Source organism: Mesorhizobium sp. NPDC059054, assembly GCF_042739215.1.
Taxonomy (GTDB): Bacteria; Pseudomonadota; Alphaproteobacteria; order Rhizobiales; family Rhizobiaceae; genus Mesorhizobium.
In genome coordinates this window covers 1-18,138 of record NZ_JBHYHV010000013.1, presented here as the reverse complement: position 1 = coordinate 18,138, position 18,138 = coordinate 1, and the positions used below count along the sequence as shown (strand labels likewise).

Genomic DNA, 18,138 nt, shown 5'->3' with positions numbered 1-18,138 from the left:
GGCCTCCTTCCCTGCTCTTGAATACCACAGCCCCAACACACAGGATCCCCGACACTCTCCAGTCGCTTCGCTCCTTGCGAGGTCGAGGATGACGGCCGTGAGGGGTGCCTTGGCTAATCTCCAACGCCGTGGAAGCTGGGCCATTCTGGGCCGCTGCGCCTTCGTTGGCGTTCCGGAATGGATCCCCGACACTCTCCGCTCCCTACGGTCGCTCACGAGGTCGAGGATGACGGCTGCGTTGAGGGCCGACGCAAATCGCCAATGTTGGCTCCTGCGCTGGCGAAGGCGAACAGGGAACTCCGTCATCCTCGACCTCGAAAGGAGCGTAGCGACTGGAGAGTGTCGGGGATCCATTCCGGAACGGCGAGGAAGGCGCAGCGGTCCAGAACGGCCGAGCAAGCACATGCAGTGCTGATTCCCACCGTTGGCTCGACCATCCGCGCCCTCTTCATCGCCCCGCGCCGAGATGCGCAATCGGCTACCTCCAGGCCACGACACGCCTCCCGATAAAAGAATACAATTCGCTATTGACACTCGCCGACATATCGTCGTTCATTAAAGAACGTCATTCGTTCAAGAGTGCGAACAGGCACCGGGTGAAGATGTGGGAACAGCCCGTCGAGGGCATGGCAAGGCAGCGCACAAAGACGCGCCGGAGGAGGACATATGACTTTCACGATAAGCCGCAGGACGTTCCTGGCCGCCGCGGCCCTTGCCCCGGTGACGACGCGCCTGGCGATGGCCGCCGATGGTCCGCTGCGCATCGGCTATTCGATGTGCCTGACCGGGCTGTTCGCGCAGGCCGCGCCTTCGCAGGTCAACGCCTATGAACTCTGGAAGGACCAGGTCAACGCTGCCGGCGGGCTCGACATCGGCGGCGGTCAGCGCCGTCCGGTCGAGTTCGTCAGCTATGACGACCAGTCCAACCCGGCCAATGCCGTGCGCATCTACGAGAAGCTGATCACCCAGGACAAGGTCGACCTTCTGGCCGCCCCCTGGAGCACGCCGATCCACCTGGCGATCGCGCCGGTGCTGGCCAAGCACAAGTTTCCGATGGTCGGCAACACCGCGGCCTCCGTGAAGCTGCGGGAAGTGAAGCCCGGCTACATCTGGTTCCCCACCGCCGTCATCCCCGACAAGGTCGGCGAAGAGCTCGCCGCCTTCATGGCCAAGGAGAACGTCAAGACAGCGGCCGTCTTCGCAAACGTCCTGCCGCTGGCGCAGGAGATCAAGACCTACCTTTTGCCGGCGCTGGAGAAGAACGGCATCAAGCTGGTTGCCAACGAGGACTTCCCGCCCGACATCAAGGACATGACGACGCTGATCAGCGGCGCCAACCAGTCCAACCCGGATGCCTTTATCGTGCTGAGCTATCCGTCGGACACCTTCCTTTTCGCTACCCAGGCCAAGCAGCTCAACGTCAAGGCGCCGTTCGTGCTGTCGCTGATCGGTCCGACGATCCAGGCCTACCAGCAGGCCTTCGGCACCGGCGCCAACAACATGGTGACGGTCGGCCACTGGTCGCCCAACCAGAGCAAATGGCCTAGAGCAAAACCGTTCTTTGACGCCTATCTCGCCAAGTACAAGGAAGCGCCCGACGCGCTGGACAGCGTGCTGTCCTTCATGTCGATGGAGATCCTTGAGCAGGCAGTGGCCACGGCCGGCCTCGACAAGGAGAAGCTGCGCGAGACGATCGCGTCCGCGACCTTCGACACCATCAACGGGCCGGTCAAGTTCGACGGCGTCCAGAACACCACGACGCCGACCTCCTTCCTGCAGATCCAGGACGGCAGCCTTGAGCTGGTCTGGCCGGATCAGATCAAGACCAAGGACTTCAGGCCGAAGACGGGCTGGTGAGAGGCCCATGTTCCAGCAATTGTTGTTCGCGGCGGTCGTTTCCGGCGCGCTCTATGCCCTTGTCGCGCTTGGCCTGAACCTCGTCTACGGGTCGCTGCGGCTGCTCAACATCGCCCATGGCGATCTGGTCATGATCGGTGCCTATACGGCGTTCTGGTCGTTCACGCTGCTCGGCATCTCGCCGGTCGTCTCACTGGCCACCACGACGGTGCTGTGCGCGGCGTTCGGCTTCCTGGTCTATGTCCTGCTGTTGAAACGGCAGCTCGGTTCGCCGGCGCTGGCGCAGCGCCTGGAAGCCAATTCGCTCATCATCTTCTATGGCCTGTCGGTGATCCTGCAGAACGGCGCCTCGCTGGCCTTCAGTGCGACGTCGCGCGGCTACCAGTTCCTCGACGGCGTCCACAGCTTCGGCGGCGTCTCGGCCACCGGCAGCATGCTGTTGCTGCTCGGCGTCGCGGCCGTGATCACGCTCGGCGCGCTCGCCTTCCTGCGCTTCCATGTCGCCGGCTGGAGCCTGCTTGCCGTCATCGAGCGCAAGGATGCGGCCGCCGTCGTCGGCGTCAATGTCGAGCGCGTGCAGATGATCTCGATCTGCGCCGGTTTCGCCATTGCCGGCGTCGCCGGCGTGCTGGTTTCGATGACGCAGCAGATCACGCCCTTCATGGGCTTCCCCTTCACCATCGCCGCCTTCGTCGTCGTCATCATGGGCGGGCTCGGCAACATCGCGGCCGGCATAGCGGCCGGCTTCGTGCTCGGCTTCGTCGAGACCTTCGGCGTCGCGCTCACCTCGGCGACCTACAGGTCGATCCTCATCTACGGCATCTTCGTCGGCGTGCTTCTGCTGCGGCCGCAGGGCCTGTTCGGCAAGGCGGTGCAGGCACGATGACCGGCAAGCCTTTCCTGATCGCCGCCTTCGCCGTGGTGGCTGGCCTGCTGGCGTTGGTGCCGCAGCTCGGGTCCGAATACTGGCTGGGCGTCGCCTTCATCGTCGCCATGTGGATCGCGCTCATCCAGAGCTGGTCGCTGCTGTCGGCGACGACAGGCTACATCTCGCTCGGCCATGCCGTCTTCTACGGCATCGGCGCCTATGTGCTGGTCGTCAGCCTGGACTGGATGCCGGTGCCTTACGCGCTGCTGCTCTCGGGTGCGGCCGCCGGCCTGCTGGCGCTGGTGGTCGGGTTGCCGGTGCTGCGCGTCAAAGGGCCATATTTCGTCATCCTGACCTTCGGTTTCGCCGAGCTGGTCAAGAACCTGGTCATGCTGCTGGAGACCAGGCTCGGCCAGTTCAGCCGCATGATCTTCGACGCGCCTTCGCTGGAGGCGCTCTACTATGCCATGCTGGCGCTGGCCGTGATCGCCACCGCGCTCGCCGCCTGGACCGCGCAATCGCGCTTCGGCCGCGGGCTCGCCGCCATCCGCGAGAACGAGGTCGCGGCCGAAGCCATCGGCGTGCCGGTGACCCGGCTGAAGCTCTTCGCCTTCGTCGCCTCGGCGATCATCCCGGGCATCGTCGGCGGGCTGCTGGTGCTGCGCACCAGCTATTTCGCCGCCGACCAGGCCTTCGATCCGGCGGTCTCCTTCACCATCGTCACCACGGCCATCGTCGGTGGGCTCGGCCGGGTGTCGGGGCCGCTACTCGGCACGCTGTTCCTGGTCATCCTGTCGGAGCTCCTGTGGGCGCGCTTCCCGCAGGCCTACATGATGATCCTGGGCGCCCTGCTCATCGTCTTCATCCTGTTCGTTCCGCAGGGCCTTGCCGGCCTGGTGCGCAAGGGGCTCGGCCGCGCATGACGATCCTCGATGTCAACAACGTCTGCAAGCAGTTCGGCGGACTGAAGGCGCTGCAGGATGTCTGCTTCTCGGTCGACGAAGGCACGATCTTCGGCCTGATGGGCGCCAACGGCGCCGGCAAGACGACCCTGTTCGGCGTCATCGCCGGGCAGATCAGGCCGAACGGCGGATCGATCAGTTTTGCCGGCAAGCCGCTGGCCGGGCAGCGGCCCGACCAGATCTGCCGCCTCGGCTTGGGGCGCACGTTCCAGATCGTGCGTCCCTTCGGCAATCTCACCGTGCTCGACAATGTCATCGTCTCGGCCATGTACGGCTCGGCGCGCGCGCACAAGCTGGGCGAGGCGACGGCGGCCGGGCGCCAGGCACTGGAGGATGTCGGCCTGGCAACTCTCGCCGACCAGCTCGCGGCAAGCCTCACTTTGTCGAACCAGAAACGGCTGGAGATCGCGCGGGCGCTGGCGACCGGCGCCAGGCTGGTGCTGCTCGACGAGGTCATGGCCGGCCTGACCGCGACGGAGGTCGCCGAGATGACCGAGACGCTGTTCCGGCTGCGGCAGGAGCGGGGCCTCACCATCCTCATCATCGAGCACGTCATGGGCGCGCTGATGAACCTGTCCGACCGCATCCTGGTGCTGGACCACGGCGTGCCCATCGCCATGGGGCCGCCTGAGCAGGTCGTCGCCGACGAGAACGTCCTGAAGGTGTATTTCGGATGACGGCGCTGCTCGACATCAAGGGCCTTTCTGCCGGCTACGGACAGGTGGTGATCCTGCGCGACATCAGCCTCGGCGTCGCGCCGGGCTCGATCACCGCGCTGGTCGGCCCGAACGGCGCCGGCAAGACCACGTTGATGAAGACCATTCTCGGCCTGATCCGCGCCAACAGCGGCAGGGTCGTCTATGACGGTGCCGATATCTCCCAAAGCCCTTCGCACAGCCGTGTCGACGGCGGCATCGCTCTGGTGCCGGAAGGGCGCATGGTGTTCGCCGCGCTGACGGTGGAGCAGAACCTCAGGCTCGGCGCCGTCGTGCCCCGCGCCCATGGCGGCGCGCTGGCAAGGCTGGAGGAGATCTATCGGCAGTTCCCGAGGCTGAAGGAGCGGCGCCGGCAGCTCGCCGGCTCGATGTCCGGCGGCGAACAGCAGATGCTCGCCATCGGCCGCAGCCTGATGGCGAAGCCTCGGCTGATCCTGCTCGACGAGCCGACGCTGGGGCTCGCCCCCATCATGGTCAAGAAGGTGTTCGAGATCATTAGCCAGCTGCGCGCCGACGGCTACACCGTTCTGTTGTCGGAGCAGAATTCGAAGCTGGCGCTCGAAACCGCCGACCATGGCTACATCATCGAAAACGGCATCGTGACGCTGTCGGGCCCGGCGCATGAGCTGGTCGACGATCCGGAAGTGAAGCGCCGCTATTTCGGCATGTGACGCGGCATGGCCGCAGGCATGCGGCAAGAGGAGGACAAGATGACAGGCAAACCAACGGCGCTCATCGCCGGCGCGGGCTTCGCGGGACTGACGGCGGCAACGGCGCTGGCGCAGCGCGGCTGGAAGGTCACCGTGTTCGAGCGGCAGGCCGAGCTCAGGGCCTCGGGCGCCGGCATCTACATTTGGGAGAACGGCCTGCGTATCCTTGAGGCGCTGGGCTTGAGCGACTTGTCGAAGAACGCCTATCGCGGCCACGCCATGGAGCAGCGCGGCCATGACAACGCCATCCTCGACGATGGCGGCCTGCCGCCGCAGGTGCGGCTGGTGACCCTGCACCGGCGCGACCTGCTCGAAGGCCTGAAGGGTGCCGCCGAAAAAGCCGGGGTGGAAATCCGCACCAGCCAGGAGGTGATCGGCGCCGGCGCGCAGGGCGAGCTCCTCTTCGCCAACAGGCGCTCGGTGCAGGGCGATCTCGTCATCGGCGCCGATGGCGTCTGGTCGTCGATCCGCAAGTCGCTGGGTCTGGAACTCAGCCACCAGCAGACGACCGAAGGCGCCATCCGCACCATCATCGAAGGCGGTATCGAAGATCTCGGCGCAGGCGGCGAGGACAAATACATCGAGTGCTGGTCCGGCATGCGGCGTTTCCTCATCACCCCGCTGGCCGGGCGCCAGATCTACCTGGCGCTGACCTGCCAGGACACGGACGAGAAGGGCAGGGCCTATCCGCTCGACAAGGCGACATGGCGCGCCTCCTTCCCCGCCTGGGCGCACCTCATCGACCGGATCGGCGACGTGCTGGCCTGGAGCCCCTACAGCATCGTCACCGTGAAATCATGGTCGGCCGGCCGCGCCGCGATCCTGGGCGATGCCGCGCACGCCCAGCCGCCGAATCTCGGCCAGGGCGGCGGCATGGCCATGCAGAGCGCGCTGGCGCTGGCCGCCCATCTGGAGGACCTCGCCGACCCGCGCGACATCCCCGCCCGGCTGGCCGCATGGGAGCGCAACGAGCGCCCGCTCGCTGAACATTGCCAGCGCTGGTCGTGCCTCTATGGCGAAGTCTCGACGCTGCCCGACGACGTGCGTGCCCGCGCCGTGCCGAGCGCCATGGCCGACCCCTGGGTACGCTCGGAACTGCTGCGCGCGGCGAGGAGCGAGCCGACGGGGACGGCGGTTTAGGCGAGGGGAGCTGGCGTCGGCCGTCATCGATGACGCTCGACAACGACCGTCGGCGTCAGCGCTGCCGTTGGAGATTGGCCGGGACGCCCTTTGCAGTCGTCATCCTCGACCTCGTAAGGAGCGAAGCGACTGGAGAGTGTCGGGGATCCATTCCGGAACGCCGGTGGGCCGGAACACTGATCGGAATAGAGCCAGTTCCGGCCGAGCAAAAATTAATTCCTGGTCTGGACCGCTGCGCCTTCGTCCACGTTCCGGAGTGGATCCCCGACACTCTCCACTCCCTCCGGTCGCTCCGAGGTCGAGGATGACGGAGTTCCCGGTTCGCTCTGCGGAACCAGAGCAAACCAAGTGCAGGTGGCCGTCTCAGGGAAAAACGGAAACGCTCCAAAGGCCGGCTTTCAACCAGCCGCCTCGGCCGCCCGAAGCAATTTGGAGCCGTCTCCCGACGAGAACACCTCGCGATATTTCTCATAGGTGAGGCGGTTCTGGGCGATGGCGTTCACGATGCGCCTGCAGGCGGTGCGCGATACGTCGCGCGTCGGGATCCTGTGGCGCGCGGCGAAGCGTCTCCTCTCCTCGGCCGGCGCGCGATCCGCATCGTTGATGCAGGTCTCCATCGCGCCTTGGCGGAATGCGGGGCTGGAGCGCATCTGCGCCTGCCCGACCTCATAGCTCTCTCGGGACATGCCGCACCCGGCAACGCTCAAGCCGATGACGATCAAGGCTGCGGAGCGGATCATGTGAAGCGGATCATCTGATTTCCTCATGGTGGTCAGCCTAGGCGATGCCTGCCTGGTTCGAAAGCGCAGCGCCATCAACTCTCATTTTGCCGCGAAATGTCAGCGACCTCGCGCAGCAGCCGGCACCTGTCCGGCAACGACCTGATCTTGCGCTCCAGCGCCGGTGCGCCTGCCGCGAAGGAGCAGGCGTCAAGTCGGCCATTGTCGATTTGCCGAAGGGCAGCCGGCGGGTATTTGCCGCCGCCGATTTTCATCGCCACACCCTTGATTTTGTCAGGGTTTGCATTTCAGAAAAGGGCTGGATCTACCCGACGCTGCTTTGGGCTGTGTCTTCGAATCGAGCGATGCCGGCAATTCCTTTGCCCTTTGTAACCGCGCTGCTGCTGGCCGTGCTTTTGGCGCGCATGGCTGGTCATGGCGGGATGATGCGCGGGCCGCTCACGCTGTTCGTCGCACTGTGCGCGGCGCAGGCGATCGTGCTTGGGCTGCGCTGGAACTACAATTGGCCGGCAGCACATCTGATCCAGCCTGTCCTGGCGGCCGCGCTGCCGCCGCTCGCCTGGCTGGGCTTCGCGGACCTGCGCCGGCCCGGTGCCCCGCGCTGGCCGCATGCCATCCCGGTCGCGGTCATGGCGGCGATGGTCGCTGTCTGGTCCGACCCGATCGACGCGGCGCTGATCGTCCTGTTCTCCGGCTATGGCATTGCGCTGCTGTGGGCGGCGCGGCAGGGGCCGGATGCTTTGAGTGCCGCCCGTTTCGCCGACGCGGCGGCGGCCAGCCGCGCCATGGCGACGGTCGGTGTCCTGTTCATCTTCGGCGCGCTGGTCGAGATCGCCATCGCGCTCGACAGCGATGCGGGTGCCGCACGCATCGTCGGCGTTGCCAACATCATGGTGCTCGTCATCATCGGTTATGCGGCGGCTGTCGCCGGCCGCAGCCGCGTGCCCACCGAGCCGGAGGCCGACAACAACGATCTGCCAAGGCGGTATGCCGGTGGCGCGCCGGAAGACGATGCGCAGGTTCTGGCCACCGTCGACAGGCTCATGCGCGAGCGCAAGCTCTACCGCGACCCCAATCTGACGCTCGACCGGCTGGCGCGCCGGGTTGGCATTCCGGCGCGCCACATCTCGGCGGCGGTCAACCGGGTGCATGGCCGCAACGTCTCGCAGATCGTCAACGAATACCGTGTCGAGGAGGCGCGGCGGCTGCTCGCTGAGACCGCTGCGCCGGTGACCGAGATCATGTTCGAGGCCGGTTTCCAGACCAAGTCCAACTTCAACCGCGAGTTCCTGCGGGTGACCGGCCAGAACCCGAGCGACTATCGCCGCTCGATCCGGGAGTCCAAAGGTCATTTTGAATGACCTTTGGAGCGCGCGCCAATTGACCGTGGGCGCCCCGCCCGTTGGCGTGAAAGCCAAGCGGCCCGGGTGGGCCATCCAGGACCTCCGGAATCAGTCTTTCGCCTGAAGCACCTTGGCCAGGAAGCGCTCGATTTCCGCACTGGTCTGCCGATGGATGGTTTCGCGGTCGCCATTGTCGTCGCAGATCGTCGCGCTGGGGCCGCTCAGCCGTTTGGCGGCATCCGGAACGCAGACCGGCAGGAAGCTGTAATGCACGGCATCCCCGATTTCGACGTAGCGGGTGGTTGCCGCCGGCAGCAGGTCGGCCATGCGGTGCGATTCCAGCGCTGCCGGCAGGTCTCCACCCGGCGTTCCGGCTGCAATGACCAGCATGGGGATTTTGACGCCGGCCAGGCTTCTGGGGTCGAAGCCTCGCGTGGCGGCGGCATCCAGCGTCACGCCGGCCTTGATGCGTGGATCCTCGAACGACTGCCGCATTGCCGTGCGCGACGCATCGTCCTTGCCGGCGCCGAGTTCAACGTAGCCCCTGCAGGAGACCAGTTCCGCATGGTCGCGGCAATCCTTCTCGAAGGCATCCGGATCGAACCGGCCACCCGCCAGTTCGGTGACGGTCCAGCCGCCGAGCGAATGCCCGATCGCGGCGATGCGGTTGGCGTCGATGGACCAGGCGGGATCGCTGGTCAGCCTGTCGAGCAGCGCCGAGACATCGCGCGGACGTTCCCACAGGCGCCCACCGATGGCTGGGTCCATGTTTGACGATGTGGTGCCGGGATGGTTGACGGCGGCCACGACATAACCCTGGCGTACCAGGTCCGCAGCCAGCCAGTCCTGGTTCGTCCAGTTGCCGCCATAGCCATGCGAGAGCACGACCAGCGGGTGGCGTCCCGGCGCGATGGCCGCGTCTGGCAGGGCAGGCTGCAGGATGAAACTGTCATCCTCGCCCTGGCGGGTCGGCGTGCCGGCAGCATTCGAAGGATACCAGACGGCGACGTCGAGCGTCCGGTCATCGGCTTGCGGCAATTCGAAATGCCGGAAACCGACGGAAGCCTGGGCGGGCAGGGCCGTCAGGCAAACTAGAAAAGCGATCTTGAGAGCGTGCATCGGGGAAGTCTCCGTGAATGAACGGGAGTGTCCTGCGGCGACGGAGTGCGTTGCTGCGACCTTGATCACGATCAAGGTCCTCGGCGGGAAACGGGTGGCGTCTATCAGGCCCAGACGGCGAGCAGCCCTTTGCTGAGGTCCTGCACTTCAAGGATGGGCTGTTGCTCGACGGAACGCCGTTTTACTACGATACCGCCGCCATCGTCGTGGCTATCCGACGGGCGGCGGGTGCCGGAGGGGTTGCATGCCGCGCCTTCCTGCCGGCGATCGATTCCATCATTTCGCAGCCTCGACCGGTGAAGTCTCCGCCTCGGCGTGCGGAGATCCCGCCGCCTGCTCCTGATCCGCCCGTGTTCTTTCTATCCGCTCGGAGAGCGTATAGGCGATGTAATATTTGCGGATGTTGCTGACATACTGCACCGTCTCGCGCCCGACGATCGCCGCCGCTGCGTGTTCGACATTGCCGAACCATTTGTCGTGGTCGAGCCCCATCGCCGTTGCCCTGGCGCGGAATTTATGCAGGTTGCCGGGGCCGGCATTGTAGGCGGCGAACGCGAACAGCATCCGGTTGAAATCGTCGATCGCGGGGTCGTCGACATAGGTGGTGATCAGGTAGCGCAGATATTTGGTGCCGGCACGGATGTTGTCGTCCGCGCGCGTCACGATGTCGGGCACGCCGACCTCCTTGCTGGCTGCGGTCGACGGCAACAGCTGCATGATGCCGACCGCGCCGCGTGCGCTTCGGCGCTGCTGGTCGAGCTGCGACTCCTGGTAACCCTGCGCCATGATCAGCAGGTGTTCGAAGCCGAACTGTGTGCCATAGCGCTGGAAATAGCCGCGGATCTCGGCAAAGCGCGCCAGCGCCTCCGGCGCCAGCGCGCGCCGCACGATCCGCTCGTTGCTGTAGTAGCGGCTCTTCAGCATGTTGCCGAAGGCGGTGCCCGGTTCATGACTCCTTGCGAAAGCGTCGACTTCGGCCTTCAAGAGCGGGCTGTTCTTGCGGATCGCCCAGGCAATATCGCCGCCTTCGGCGATCGCGATGTCGCTTCGAACCTTGATGTTGGTGAAGACCTTTGACCAGATGCCTGCGCGGTAGTCGTCCATGAACGTGTAGGGCAGCAGATCGGCGTTGACCATTTCGAGCAGGTCTTCGTCCTCGAGCGTCTCGTCGACAGGGACAAGGTTGATCGGAGCCAATTTCGCCGTCTTCAACTGGTCGTTCGCAGCGAGAAGATGTTCGTAATAGCTGCTCGATTTGCGCAGATGAACGTCGCGCCCCGACAGGTCCTCAATGCGTAGGATCGCAGGCGCCGAGGGACCGGTGACCAGCACTTCCTTGACGTTGCTTTCGAAAGGCGCGCTGAAATCGGCCTGGCTCCGGCGCTCCGGCGTCACCGTCAGGCTTCCGGCCACGATGTCGCCAAGTCCCTGATTGAGCGCCGGAATGAGCTGGTCGCGCGGCATCGGCAGGAACACGACGATCACCTGCTCGTCGGCTTTTTTCCTGGCCCTGTTCAGCTCTTTCTCCAGGGCGCGGCCGCGATCGACGGCGGTGCCCAGCTGTTCGCCCTTGTCGATGAAATAGACTGTTTTGCTGTAGGGCACGAGGAAGCGGATCACCCGGCGCTTGACCATGCCGTCGAAGTCACCGGTCCATGGCCGGTAGATGTCGAGGCCGAGTTTTGCGGACGCGGCATCCTGTGCCCTGGCGGAACCGCCGGGGTGAAACCCCAATCCGACAGCCAGGAAGAAGCCGAGCGCAACCCGCAGCGTCACCAAGGCGTTCATTGATTTTCTCGACCTGCGATTGGCTTCTCGCGCTGACAATCGCGCCGGACCAGTCAAGCGTCAACAAGTACCGGCGAGCATCCCCTGGCCAATAGAACGCCGTTCGAATGCGAGGTGGCCGCCATTCAACCCGCGTGCCTCAGCCAGCGTCAGTTGCTCCCCAAAAGCCCTCTCGATATGGTCCGCGCGGGCGGTTTGATTCTCGATCACGGAGTGTGATCCGTATGCCGTTCTACAAGAAGCTCCTGATCGGGCTTGGCGCTGTCGCCGTGGTGGCCGCCATCATCGTCAGCGCGGTTTTTTATTTCACCAGCGGCATCAGCGACGCCGCGACCGACTTCTTCGCCACCACCGCCAGTTCCGGCGCGCCGGCAGCCTACAAGAAGGCAGCGGGCGGCTTCCGGCAGGCCGTTTCGGAGCAGGATTTCGTGGCCATCGCCGATCGCCTCGGGCTCGCCAAATTCAAGAGCGCGTCCTGGCCGACACGCGAGATGCAGAACGGCCAGGGCAAGGTCGTCGGAACCGTGACGCTGGAAGGCGACGTGACGCTTCCGGCAACGGTCAACCTCGTCAAGAACGAGGCCGGTCAATGGCAGGTGTTCAACTTCGAGCTGGCACCTCCGGGCGCCAACCCCGGCCAGCAGGCGGAACAGCCGAAAACGCCTGAGCCGCCCAAGCAGGCGGAGCAGACGCCGGCGGCGCCGATGAAGCCGCAAGAGCCGCCAATGAAGCCGCAAGAGCCGAAGGCGGCCGAGCAGAAGATCGAATCCACCGCGCAGGCGGGCGACAGCATCAGTGCGAAAATCGGCGACAAGGACTGGTCGTCTTCCGGAACCGGCATGATCGCCGTCGCGCTCGGGAACGTGCTGCTGGTCCAGACCACGCCTTCGGTGCAAGGCGATGACATCGACCTCACCACGCTCAAGCTGCAGTTCGACGCGACGTCGCTGCAGGAGCAGATGCTGGCACGCGACTGCAACGCCAACGGACCCTGCATCGAGCTGCACGGCGACGGCCATGAATTCCTGATCGACCGCGCCTCCAAGGAGCCCGCGGTGCTCAGGATCACCAGGGTCGAAGGCAATTCCATTGAAGGCACATTCTCCGCCGACATGGAATCGCTGGACGGCAAGGCGGCGATCCGCGACGGCCGGTTCCATGTCACGTTGAAGCCAGCGGGCTGATCGGGCGCCGACGATCCATTGGCCCGGGCGGCCGCGGTCGCTGCAAACGAAGCCACCACCATGCCGCGACAAGCTGTTCGACCCGCGCGGGGTAACAGGCGCTTCAACATGTGTGCTAAGCTCCATCAACAACGGAGACGAAGATGATCACCGGGCCTTTATGCAAGGCTGGCCGAGCCTTGGTCGAAGTCAGCCGCGCCAAGCTCGCGGCCAATGCAAACGTCGATGAAAAAGCCATAGAGCACTTCGAACGTGGCATTGACGTCCCGAATGGAGCAGCAATCGACGCCATTCGCGTTGCACTGGAAGAACTTGGGGCGGTTTTTCTTCCTGAGGAAGGCTCCCAGGGCATCGGCGTAAGGCTCAAGTTCAATCGGTCACTCACCAGGCGGCTGAGCGTCCTGGAAGGTGAAGGGGGCACGACAGGGAAGGACGACGTGCCCTGAGACGTTGAAGCCCGCGGGCTGATGTGCGCCGTCTGCCCTGGTGTGGCCGCGCCGCTGCGCACTTTTGCTGGAATTTGCGCTAGTCCTCAATCTTGAGCGCCGCCCGTCCGCTCGTCAGATCCGCCACCATGCGCGCCATGGCGTCTGCCTCGTCCTTCGGAACCGAAACCGACAGTTCCGCCCCCGTATCGGTGAATGCCTGGCTGCGAAGCTGCGCGCCGGGAAACGCCTCCAGCCGTGCCTGCACAAGAGCCAGATCGCCAAACCCGCATCGAACCGTCGCCGCTATCGTATCGACCAGCGGTATCTTTTCGGCCTCTCGCAAACATAGGGCCGCGGTGCCGCCATACGCCCTGATCAAGCCCCCGCTGCCCAGCAGCACACCACCGAACCAGCGCGTGACGACGACAGCGACGCGGTCGAGCGATTGACCGTCGATCGCCTGCAGCATCGGCTTTCCGGCCGTTCCACTGGGTTCCCCGTCATCGCTGAACCGGTAGGCTTGTCCGATCCGCCACGCCCAGCAGTTGTGGTTCGCGGTCTGGTCCGAATGCGCGGCGATGAATTCCTTCGCGGCGGCTTCATCCGGCACGGGGCCGGCGACCGCGACGAAGCGGCTCTTTTTGATCTCCTGCCGGGCGGTGACGGTCGCGACCAGGGTGTTGAGGTTGCTCATGCCGCCATGTAGCGGCGCTTGTTGCCGCGCTTCAAGACTTGTGACTGCGCAGCCGCAGCCGGCACCCCGGGGATCACATCCGGGAGTGACGCGGACGGCGCATTTCTCCGCGCTGGGTGCCGATCGCCATCTCGAAACTGTCGGCGATCCGGCGCGCCCGGATGATGAAGGCGTTCGCGGCCCCGGGTGAGCAGAGCTCTTTCGCCGTGGCCTCGAACAGCGCCAGCCAGCGGTCGAAATGCTCGTTTTCAAGCGGGAGTCTGAGATGCGGCCGCATCGGGCGTCCGCTGTATCGGCCCGTGCGCAAGGTCACCGACGACCAGAAGGCTGTGATCTGCGCGATGTGTTCATCCCAGTCATGGACCGCTTCGATGAAAATCGGGCCGATCAGCTCATCCTTGCGGGCACGATCGTAGAACGTGCGGACAAGGCGGGCGATCAGCGCCTCGTCTATGTCCGGATGCGCGATATTTGGGTCAGTGAGGGGATTTTCACTACTCATTCCTGCAGTCTAGCGCCGGGGATGCTTGCCCGCATTTTGCATATTGTCACAGCTCACCTTGGCTTACCCATCGCGCCGTTGTAGTGCGGGGACGCAATCTGGAGATGGACAGCATGAGTGACGATGTGGTGGTACGCGACAGCAATGGCGCGCAGCTGAACGACGGCGATTCCGTCACGCTGATCAAGGATCTGAAGGTCAAGGGGACCTCCGAGACGATCAAGCGCGGCACGCTGGTCAAGAACATCCGCCTGAACGGCAACCCCGGCGAGATCGAAGCCAACACCAAGCAGGTCAAGGGCCTGGTGCTGAAGACCGAATTCGTGAAGAAAGCCTAGGCTGCGAAAGGCGCAGCCACGGCGGCTCGATCTGGCGCAGGGATGCGGGCGGGAAAAAGTGGTGCCGCTTGCGTGACTCGAACACGCGACCCCATCATTACGAATGATGTGCTCTACCGACTGAGCTAAAGCGGCCCGGCGGGCTGGAAACCCGCGAAGGTGGCTGCGTGATAGCCGCAAGCTTTGGCAAATTCAAGATGGGTTGTCGCCGATTCTGCCGGAAACTCATGCGGCTCGTACGGCGCGGCGGTGGCGTTCCCTTCTCCCCTTGCGGGAGAAGGTGGATCGGCGCGCATGCGCCGAGACGGATGAGGGGTGTTGGAAGAAACGAGGCCGAGCAGGCAGTTCGCGCGGGGCTAAAACCGTTCTGCACCGCCGCGCTTTCCTCAACGTTCCGGAATGGATCCCCGACACTCTCCAGTCGCTGCGCTCCTTGCGAGGTCGAGGATGACGGCTCCATGTATGGCCGGTGCCAACTGTCGCCGTTGGCGTCCAGCGTCACCTGGCGCTCCCAGTCGTACAACGGTCTTAGCGGCCAAGGCCTACGCTTGGCGAAGGCGAACAAGGAACTCCGTCATCCTCGACCTCGTGAGCGACCGTAGGGAGCGGAGAGTGTCGGGGATCCATTCCGGAACGCCGAAGGATTGGACTGAGCGGCCCAAGGAGAGACATCTGGCGCGGCAGTGGCGTTGCCTTCTCCCGCAAGGGGGAGAAGAAAAAGCTCTAAGCCGCCAGCCTCGTCTTCGCCGCCTCGTATTCGCGCACCAGCCGCTCGACCAGTTCGGCCGCGGGCACGACCTTGTCGACGGCGCCGATGCCCTGGCCGCAGCCCCAGATCTCCTTCCACGCCTTGGCGCTGGCGAAATCCATCTTGGTCGGGTCGGAGACCGGCAGATTGTCCGGGTCCAGGCCCTGGGCGCGGATCGAGCCTTTCAGATAGTTGCCGTGCACGCCGGTGAAGAGGTTGGAATAGACGATGTCGGCGGCCTTGGAGTCGACGATCATCTGCTTGTAGCCGTCCATCGCGCGCGCCTCTTCGGTGGCGATGAAAGGCGAGCCGATATAGGCCATGTCGGCGCCCATCGCCTGCGCCGCCAGCACCGCGCCGCCATGGGCGATCGCCCCCGACAGAAGCAGCGGCCCGTCGAACCATTGCCGGATTTCCTGCACCAGCGCGAAGGGCGACAGGGTGCCGGCGTGGCCGCCTGCGCCGGCCGCAACCGCGATCAGCCCGTCGGCGCCCTTTTCGACGGCCTTCCTGGCATGGCGGTCGTGGATGATGTCGTGCAGCACGATGCCGCCATAAGAATGCACGGCCTGGTTCACCTCCTCGACGGCGCCCAGCGAGGTGATCACCACCGGCACCTTGTATTTCACGCAGAGCCTGAGGTCGTGCTCCAGGCGGGTGTTGGTCTTGTGCACGATCTGGTTGACGGCGAAAGGCGCGGAAGGGCGCTGAGGATTGGCCGCGTCGTGGCGGGCAAGCTCTTCGGTGATCTCGGCCAGCCAGTCGTCGAGCTGGGCTTCGGGGCGCGCGTTCAGCGCCGGAAACGAGCCGACGATGCCGGCCTTGCACTGCGCCAGCACCAGCGGCGGATGCGATATGATGAAGAGCGGCGAGCCGACCACCGGTATCCGAACGCGCTTGGTGAGAATGTCTGGCAGGGCCACGCTGCAGCCTCCCTTTGCATTGACGTTTCCGTAAACGTCAATTTCATAGCGCAAGGGCGAGGGCTGGGCAACGCGCATCGGCACGAAAATCGGTAGGATTTTCGCAAAGCACGATGCGCAACTAAAAAGTGCTGGAGCGTCCTTTGCGCGTCCTGCGGACGCGGGGCGCTCCAGGCAGCAGCTAAAAGATGTCGGGCGTCCTCAATGTATCCACAGGGAAGCGCAGTGCTGCGATACGACTCCCGAAAGCCACGGTTCGGAGCAAAAATGCGAGCAATGGGCGTTGCTTAGGGGAAAATGGCAGCAGCCGACCGTTGATTGATTGTGTTCCGGCGGCTAACCATCAAGGAAATGTGACCGCCGCCCGGAAGGAAATCGATTTGGACCCGATCGAAAAGGCGATCCGCAACGCCTTCGAAAAAGGCGACCCCGACGATCGCGCATTCCGCGAGCGGGTCTATCGATCGGCCTTCGCGGCGCTCGACCGCGCCTTGCTGGCCAATCCGAACGTCACCGTCGAGGTGGCGATGAAGCGCCGCAAGGCGATGCAGGCCAAGATCGCCGAGATCGAATCGGAATTCCTGCCGGCGGTGCCGGGCGCGGCACCCGAGGTCGATCTCGATGGCGAAATCGGCGACCGCGCGCCGTCATCCGTCGCGCCCAGCCAGCCCGGCGGGCGCGTCGAGCCTTCGCTTGGCGCCCCGGGGGAGGCGCCGCGTTCGCGCGTGCTGCCCGTGGTGCCCGACATCATCCCCGAGGGCAGCCTGCCGCCCTCGGCGGCGGAGGCAGCGCTTGCCGGCAGCCCGCAGGTCTCGCCGGATCGCGACACGCGCCGCATCGGCCGCCGCCTGCCGCTGACGGCGATCTTCTTCGGCGTGACGATCCTGGCCCTCGTCGGCATCGGCCTGTGGTGGGCCATCCAGTCCAACGCCTTCAAGACGCTCGAACAGCTCGGCCAGCCGCCGGCGCAGACGCCGACGGTCTCCGACGAGGACTACCAGCCGGAAGGCGCGCCGAAGCTTTCCGGCGACGACACGCAGAACCGCAACTGGATCAACGTCTTCTCGCCGGAGAGCCCGGCGCAGGTTGCCACGCCGTCGGATGCGAAGGCTGAAGTGATGAAGGACGAATCCGGCGCCTTCATCCGCGTCACCTCCGGCACATCCGGTTCCGCCGTCTCCTTCGACGTCGGCCAGGGCATCCTGGAACAGATCGCCGGCAAGAAAGCCGTTTTCGACATCATCGCCCGCGCCGAGGACGGCAAGGAAACGCAGATGTCGGTCGACTGCAATTTCGGCGAACTGGGCGACTGCGGCCGCAAGCGCTACGTCGTCGGCAACGAGCGCAACGAATATCTGTTCGACGTGCAACTGCCCGCCAAGCGCCCCGGCTCCGCCGGCACCATCGCCATCAACTCCGACTTCGACAAGCAGGGCAAGTCGGTGGACATCTACGAGATCCGCGTCTCGGTGACGGAGTAGGGGTGGCGCTGCGCGGCCTAGCGCGGCGTTGGTATCTCCCCCCTTGCGGGGGAGAAAGCGATTTCAGCATCTTAGCCGGAGCACGCCCGTCAGGGCGGCGCAGGCTAAGTGCTAGAAATCGCAAGAGAGGGGATTTGCCGGGCAATGCGTCAACCAGTTACTCCCTCACGTCGTGGCTTTGCCCGTTCGATGCGCGCTGATGCGACGAAGGCCGAGAACATCCTCTGGCAAGCCCTGCGCAACCGTCAACTTGACGGGCTGAAATTCAAGCGGCAGGTGCCGCTGGATGGTTACATTCTCGACTTCGTCTGTTTCGAAGCTCGACTGATCGTCGAAGTCGATGGTAGCCAGCATGCCGATTCACAGCGGGACATCGTTCGCGACCGGCATTTCGAAAAACAGGGCTTTGGCGTCCGTCGCTTCTGGAATGACGAAGTGGAGAAAAACACCGACGCGGTGTGCTTGGCGATTCTCCAGGCTGCGAAGGGTCGTGGCTGAATATCCCCTCTCTTGCGATTTCTAGCACTTAGCCTGCGCCGCCCTAACGGGCGTGCTCGTCTAAGATGCTGAAATCGCTTTCTCCCCCGCAAGGGGGGA

Annotated in this window: 18 protein-coding genes and 1 tRNA gene; 12 read left to right on the top strand and 7 right to left on the bottom strand. The window is 64.8% G+C overall.

The features are described 5' to 3' along the window. Positions 1-666: 666 nt before the first annotated feature. The 6 genes from ACFWXH_RS31050 to ACFWXH_RS31025 are packed head-to-tail and all read left to right on the top strand — an operon-like array spanning position 667 to position 6,253. Entirely contained in the window at positions 667-1,857 is a 1,191-nt protein-coding gene (locus ACFWXH_RS31050; RefSeq protein ID WP_379125286.1) for an amino acid ABC transporter substrate-binding protein, read from the top strand. A 7-nt stretch (positions 1,858-1,864) separates the two neighbouring features. After that, entirely contained in the window at positions 1,865-2,743 is an 879-nt protein-coding gene (locus ACFWXH_RS31045; protein WP_379125285.1) for a branched-chain amino acid ABC transporter permease, read from the top strand. After that, the gene (locus tag ACFWXH_RS31040) at positions 2,740-3,648 is read left to right on the top strand and encodes a branched-chain amino acid ABC transporter permease (RefSeq protein ID WP_379125284.1); all 909 of its coding nucleotides are present in this window, start codon (positions 2,740-2,742) and stop codon (positions 3,646-3,648) included. The genes ACFWXH_RS31045 and ACFWXH_RS31040 overlap by 4 nt, the downstream gene beginning before the upstream one ends. Then, positions 3,645-4,364, top strand: a complete 720-nt coding sequence (locus ACFWXH_RS31035; RefSeq protein WP_379125283.1) for an ABC transporter ATP-binding protein — start codon at positions 3,645-3,647, stop codon at positions 4,362-4,364. Before ACFWXH_RS31040 ends, ACFWXH_RS31035 begins: the two co-directional genes overlap by 4 nt. Beyond that, positions 4,361-5,074, top strand: a complete 714-nt coding sequence (locus tag ACFWXH_RS31030) for an ABC transporter ATP-binding protein (protein WP_379125282.1) — start codon at positions 4,361-4,363, stop codon at positions 5,072-5,074. Before ACFWXH_RS31035 ends, ACFWXH_RS31030 begins: the two co-directional genes overlap by 4 nt. A gap of 39 nt (positions 5,075-5,113) precedes the next feature. Further along, positions 5,114-6,253 (top strand): FAD-dependent oxidoreductase, encoded by a 1,140-nt coding sequence (locus ACFWXH_RS31025; RefSeq protein ID WP_379125281.1) that lies wholly within the window; start codon positions 5,114-5,116, stop codon positions 6,251-6,253. A gap of 398 nt (positions 6,254-6,651) precedes the next feature. Here the strand turns inward: ACFWXH_RS31025 and ACFWXH_RS31020 are convergent, their stop codons facing one another. Beyond that, positions 6,652-7,020 carry a hypothetical protein gene (locus tag ACFWXH_RS31020; protein WP_379125280.1) on the bottom strand — a complete coding sequence of 123 codons (369 nt, stop codon included), beginning with the start codon at positions 7,018-7,020 and terminating at the stop codon, positions 6,652-6,654. Between the two features lie 317 nt (positions 7,021-7,337). Between ACFWXH_RS31020 and ACFWXH_RS31015 the strand changes: the two genes are divergently transcribed. Continuing rightward, the gene (locus ACFWXH_RS31015) at positions 7,338-8,354 is read left to right on the top strand and encodes a helix-turn-helix domain-containing protein (protein WP_379125279.1); all 1,017 of its coding nucleotides are present in this window, start codon (positions 7,338-7,340) and stop codon (positions 8,352-8,354) included. 90 nt (positions 8,355-8,444) lie between these two features. On the opposite strand, the gene ACFWXH_RS31010 is transcribed toward ACFWXH_RS31015, so the two are convergent. Both ACFWXH_RS31010 and ACFWXH_RS31005 read right to left on the bottom strand, forming a co-directional pair. Further along, positions 8,445-9,455 (bottom strand): alpha/beta hydrolase family protein, encoded by a 1,011-nt coding sequence (locus ACFWXH_RS31010; protein WP_379125278.1) that lies wholly within the window; start codon positions 9,453-9,455, stop codon positions 8,445-8,447. A gap of 276 nt (positions 9,456-9,731) precedes the next feature. Continuing rightward, entirely contained in the window at positions 9,732-11,243 is a 1,512-nt protein-coding gene (locus tag ACFWXH_RS31005; protein WP_379125277.1) for a transglycosylase SLT domain-containing protein, read from the bottom strand. Positions 11,244-11,467: 224 nt separating this feature from the next. Here ACFWXH_RS31005 and ACFWXH_RS31000 point away from each other — a divergent pair, with 224 nt between their 5' ends. Together ACFWXH_RS31000 and ACFWXH_RS30995 are read left to right on the top strand one after the other, a co-directional pair. Continuing rightward, positions 11,468-12,427: a hypothetical protein gene (locus ACFWXH_RS31000; RefSeq protein ID WP_379125276.1), complete on the top strand. Its 960-nt coding sequence runs from the start codon at positions 11,468-11,470 to the stop codon at positions 12,425-12,427. 143 nt (positions 12,428-12,570) lie between these two features. After that, entirely contained in the window at positions 12,571-12,873 is a 303-nt protein-coding gene (locus tag ACFWXH_RS30995) for a hypothetical protein (RefSeq protein WP_054312014.1), read from the top strand. Positions 12,874-12,952: 79 nt separating this feature from the next. Here ACFWXH_RS30995 and ACFWXH_RS30990 read toward each other — a convergent pair whose 3' ends face one another. Both ACFWXH_RS30990 and ACFWXH_RS30985 read right to left on the bottom strand, forming a co-directional pair. Continuing rightward, positions 12,953-13,549: an IMPACT family protein gene (locus ACFWXH_RS30990; protein ID WP_379125275.1), complete on the bottom strand. Its 597-nt coding sequence runs from the start codon at positions 13,547-13,549 to the stop codon at positions 12,953-12,955. Positions 13,550-13,622: 73 nt separating this feature from the next. Next, on the bottom strand, positions 13,623-14,051 hold the full coding sequence (locus tag ACFWXH_RS30985) for a group III truncated hemoglobin (protein ID WP_379125274.1): 429 nt from the start codon (positions 14,049-14,051) through the stop codon (positions 13,623-13,625). A 113-nt stretch (positions 14,052-14,164) separates the two neighbouring features. Between ACFWXH_RS30985 and ACFWXH_RS30980 the strand changes: the two genes are divergently transcribed. Further along, positions 14,165-14,389 (top strand): alkylphosphonate utilization protein, encoded by a 225-nt coding sequence (locus ACFWXH_RS30980; protein ID WP_054312011.1) that lies wholly within the window; start codon positions 14,165-14,167, stop codon positions 14,387-14,389. Between the two features lie 59 nt (positions 14,390-14,448). On the opposite strand, the gene ACFWXH_RS30975 is transcribed toward ACFWXH_RS30980, so the two are convergent. Then, positions 14,449-14,524, bottom strand: a tRNA-Thr gene (locus tag ACFWXH_RS30975). A gap of 588 nt (positions 14,525-15,112) precedes the next feature. Next, the gene (locus tag ACFWXH_RS30970) at positions 15,113-16,060 is read right to left on the bottom strand and encodes an NAD(P)H-dependent flavin oxidoreductase (protein ID WP_379125273.1); all 948 of its coding nucleotides are present in this window, start codon (positions 16,058-16,060) and stop codon (positions 15,113-15,115) included. 380 nt (positions 16,061-16,440) lie between these two features. On the opposite strand from ACFWXH_RS30970, the gene ACFWXH_RS30965 reads away from it, so the two are divergent. Both ACFWXH_RS30965 and ACFWXH_RS30960 read left to right on the top strand, forming a co-directional pair. Then, positions 16,441-17,541 carry a hypothetical protein gene (locus ACFWXH_RS30965; protein WP_379125272.1) on the top strand — a complete coding sequence of 367 codons (1,101 nt, stop codon included), beginning with the start codon at positions 16,441-16,443 and terminating at the stop codon, positions 17,539-17,541. Between the two features lie 144 nt (positions 17,542-17,685). Beyond that, positions 17,686-18,039, top strand: coding sequence for an endonuclease domain-containing protein (locus ACFWXH_RS30960; protein ID WP_379125271.1), 354 nt, complete (start codon positions 17,686-17,688; stop codon positions 18,037-18,039). Positions 18,040-18,138: the final 99 nt, after the last annotated feature.

Bases quoted from the DNA above. Each gene is read 5' to 3' on its own strand.
- ACFWXH_RS31050 (WP_379125286.1), top strand. From the start codon at position 667: ATGACTTTCACGATAAGCCGCAGGACGTTCCTGGCCGCCGCGGCCCTT.
- ACFWXH_RS31045 (WP_379125285.1), top strand. From the start codon at position 1,865: ATGTTCCAGCAATTGTTGTTCGCGGCGGTCGTTTCCGGCGCGCTCTAT.
- ACFWXH_RS31040 (WP_379125284.1), top strand. From the start codon at position 2,740: ATGACCGGCAAGCCTTTCCTGATCGCCGCCTTCGCCGTGGTGGCTGGC.
- ACFWXH_RS31035 (WP_379125283.1), top strand. From the start codon at position 3,645: ATGACGATCCTCGATGTCAACAACGTCTGCAAGCAGTTCGGCGGACTG.
- ACFWXH_RS31030 (WP_379125282.1), top strand. From the start codon at position 4,361: ATGACGGCGCTGCTCGACATCAAGGGCCTTTCTGCCGGCTACGGACAG.
- ACFWXH_RS31025 (WP_379125281.1), top strand. From the start codon at position 5,114: ATGACAGGCAAACCAACGGCGCTCATCGCCGGCGCGGGCTTCGCGGGA.
- ACFWXH_RS31020 (WP_379125280.1), bottom strand. From the start codon at position 7,020: ATGAGGAAATCAGATGATCCGCTTCACATGATCCGCTCCGCAGCCTTG.
- ACFWXH_RS31015 (WP_379125279.1), top strand. From the start codon at position 7,338: ATGCCGGCAATTCCTTTGCCCTTTGTAACCGCGCTGCTGCTGGCCGTG.
- ACFWXH_RS31010 (WP_379125278.1), bottom strand. From the start codon at position 9,455: ATGCACGCTCTCAAGATCGCTTTTCTAGTTTGCCTGACGGCCCTGCCC.
- ACFWXH_RS31005 (WP_379125277.1), bottom strand. From the start codon at position 11,243: ATGAACGCCTTGGTGACGCTGCGGGTTGCGCTCGGCTTCTTCCTGGCT.
- ACFWXH_RS31000 (WP_379125276.1), top strand. From the start codon at position 11,468: ATGCCGTTCTACAAGAAGCTCCTGATCGGGCTTGGCGCTGTCGCCGTG.
- ACFWXH_RS30995 (WP_054312014.1), top strand. From the start codon at position 12,571: ATGATCACCGGGCCTTTATGCAAGGCTGGCCGAGCCTTGGTCGAAGTC.
- ACFWXH_RS30990 (WP_379125275.1), bottom strand. From the start codon at position 13,549: ATGAGCAACCTCAACACCCTGGTCGCGACCGTCACCGCCCGGCAGGAG.
- ACFWXH_RS30985 (WP_379125274.1), bottom strand. From the start codon at position 14,051: ATGAGTAGTGAAAATCCCCTCACTGACCCAAATATCGCGCATCCGGAC.
- ACFWXH_RS30980 (WP_054312011.1), top strand. From the start codon at position 14,165: ATGAGTGACGATGTGGTGGTACGCGACAGCAATGGCGCGCAGCTGAAC.
- ACFWXH_RS30960 (WP_379125271.1), top strand. From the start codon at position 17,686: ATGCGTCAACCAGTTACTCCCTCACGTCGTGGCTTTGCCCGTTCGATG.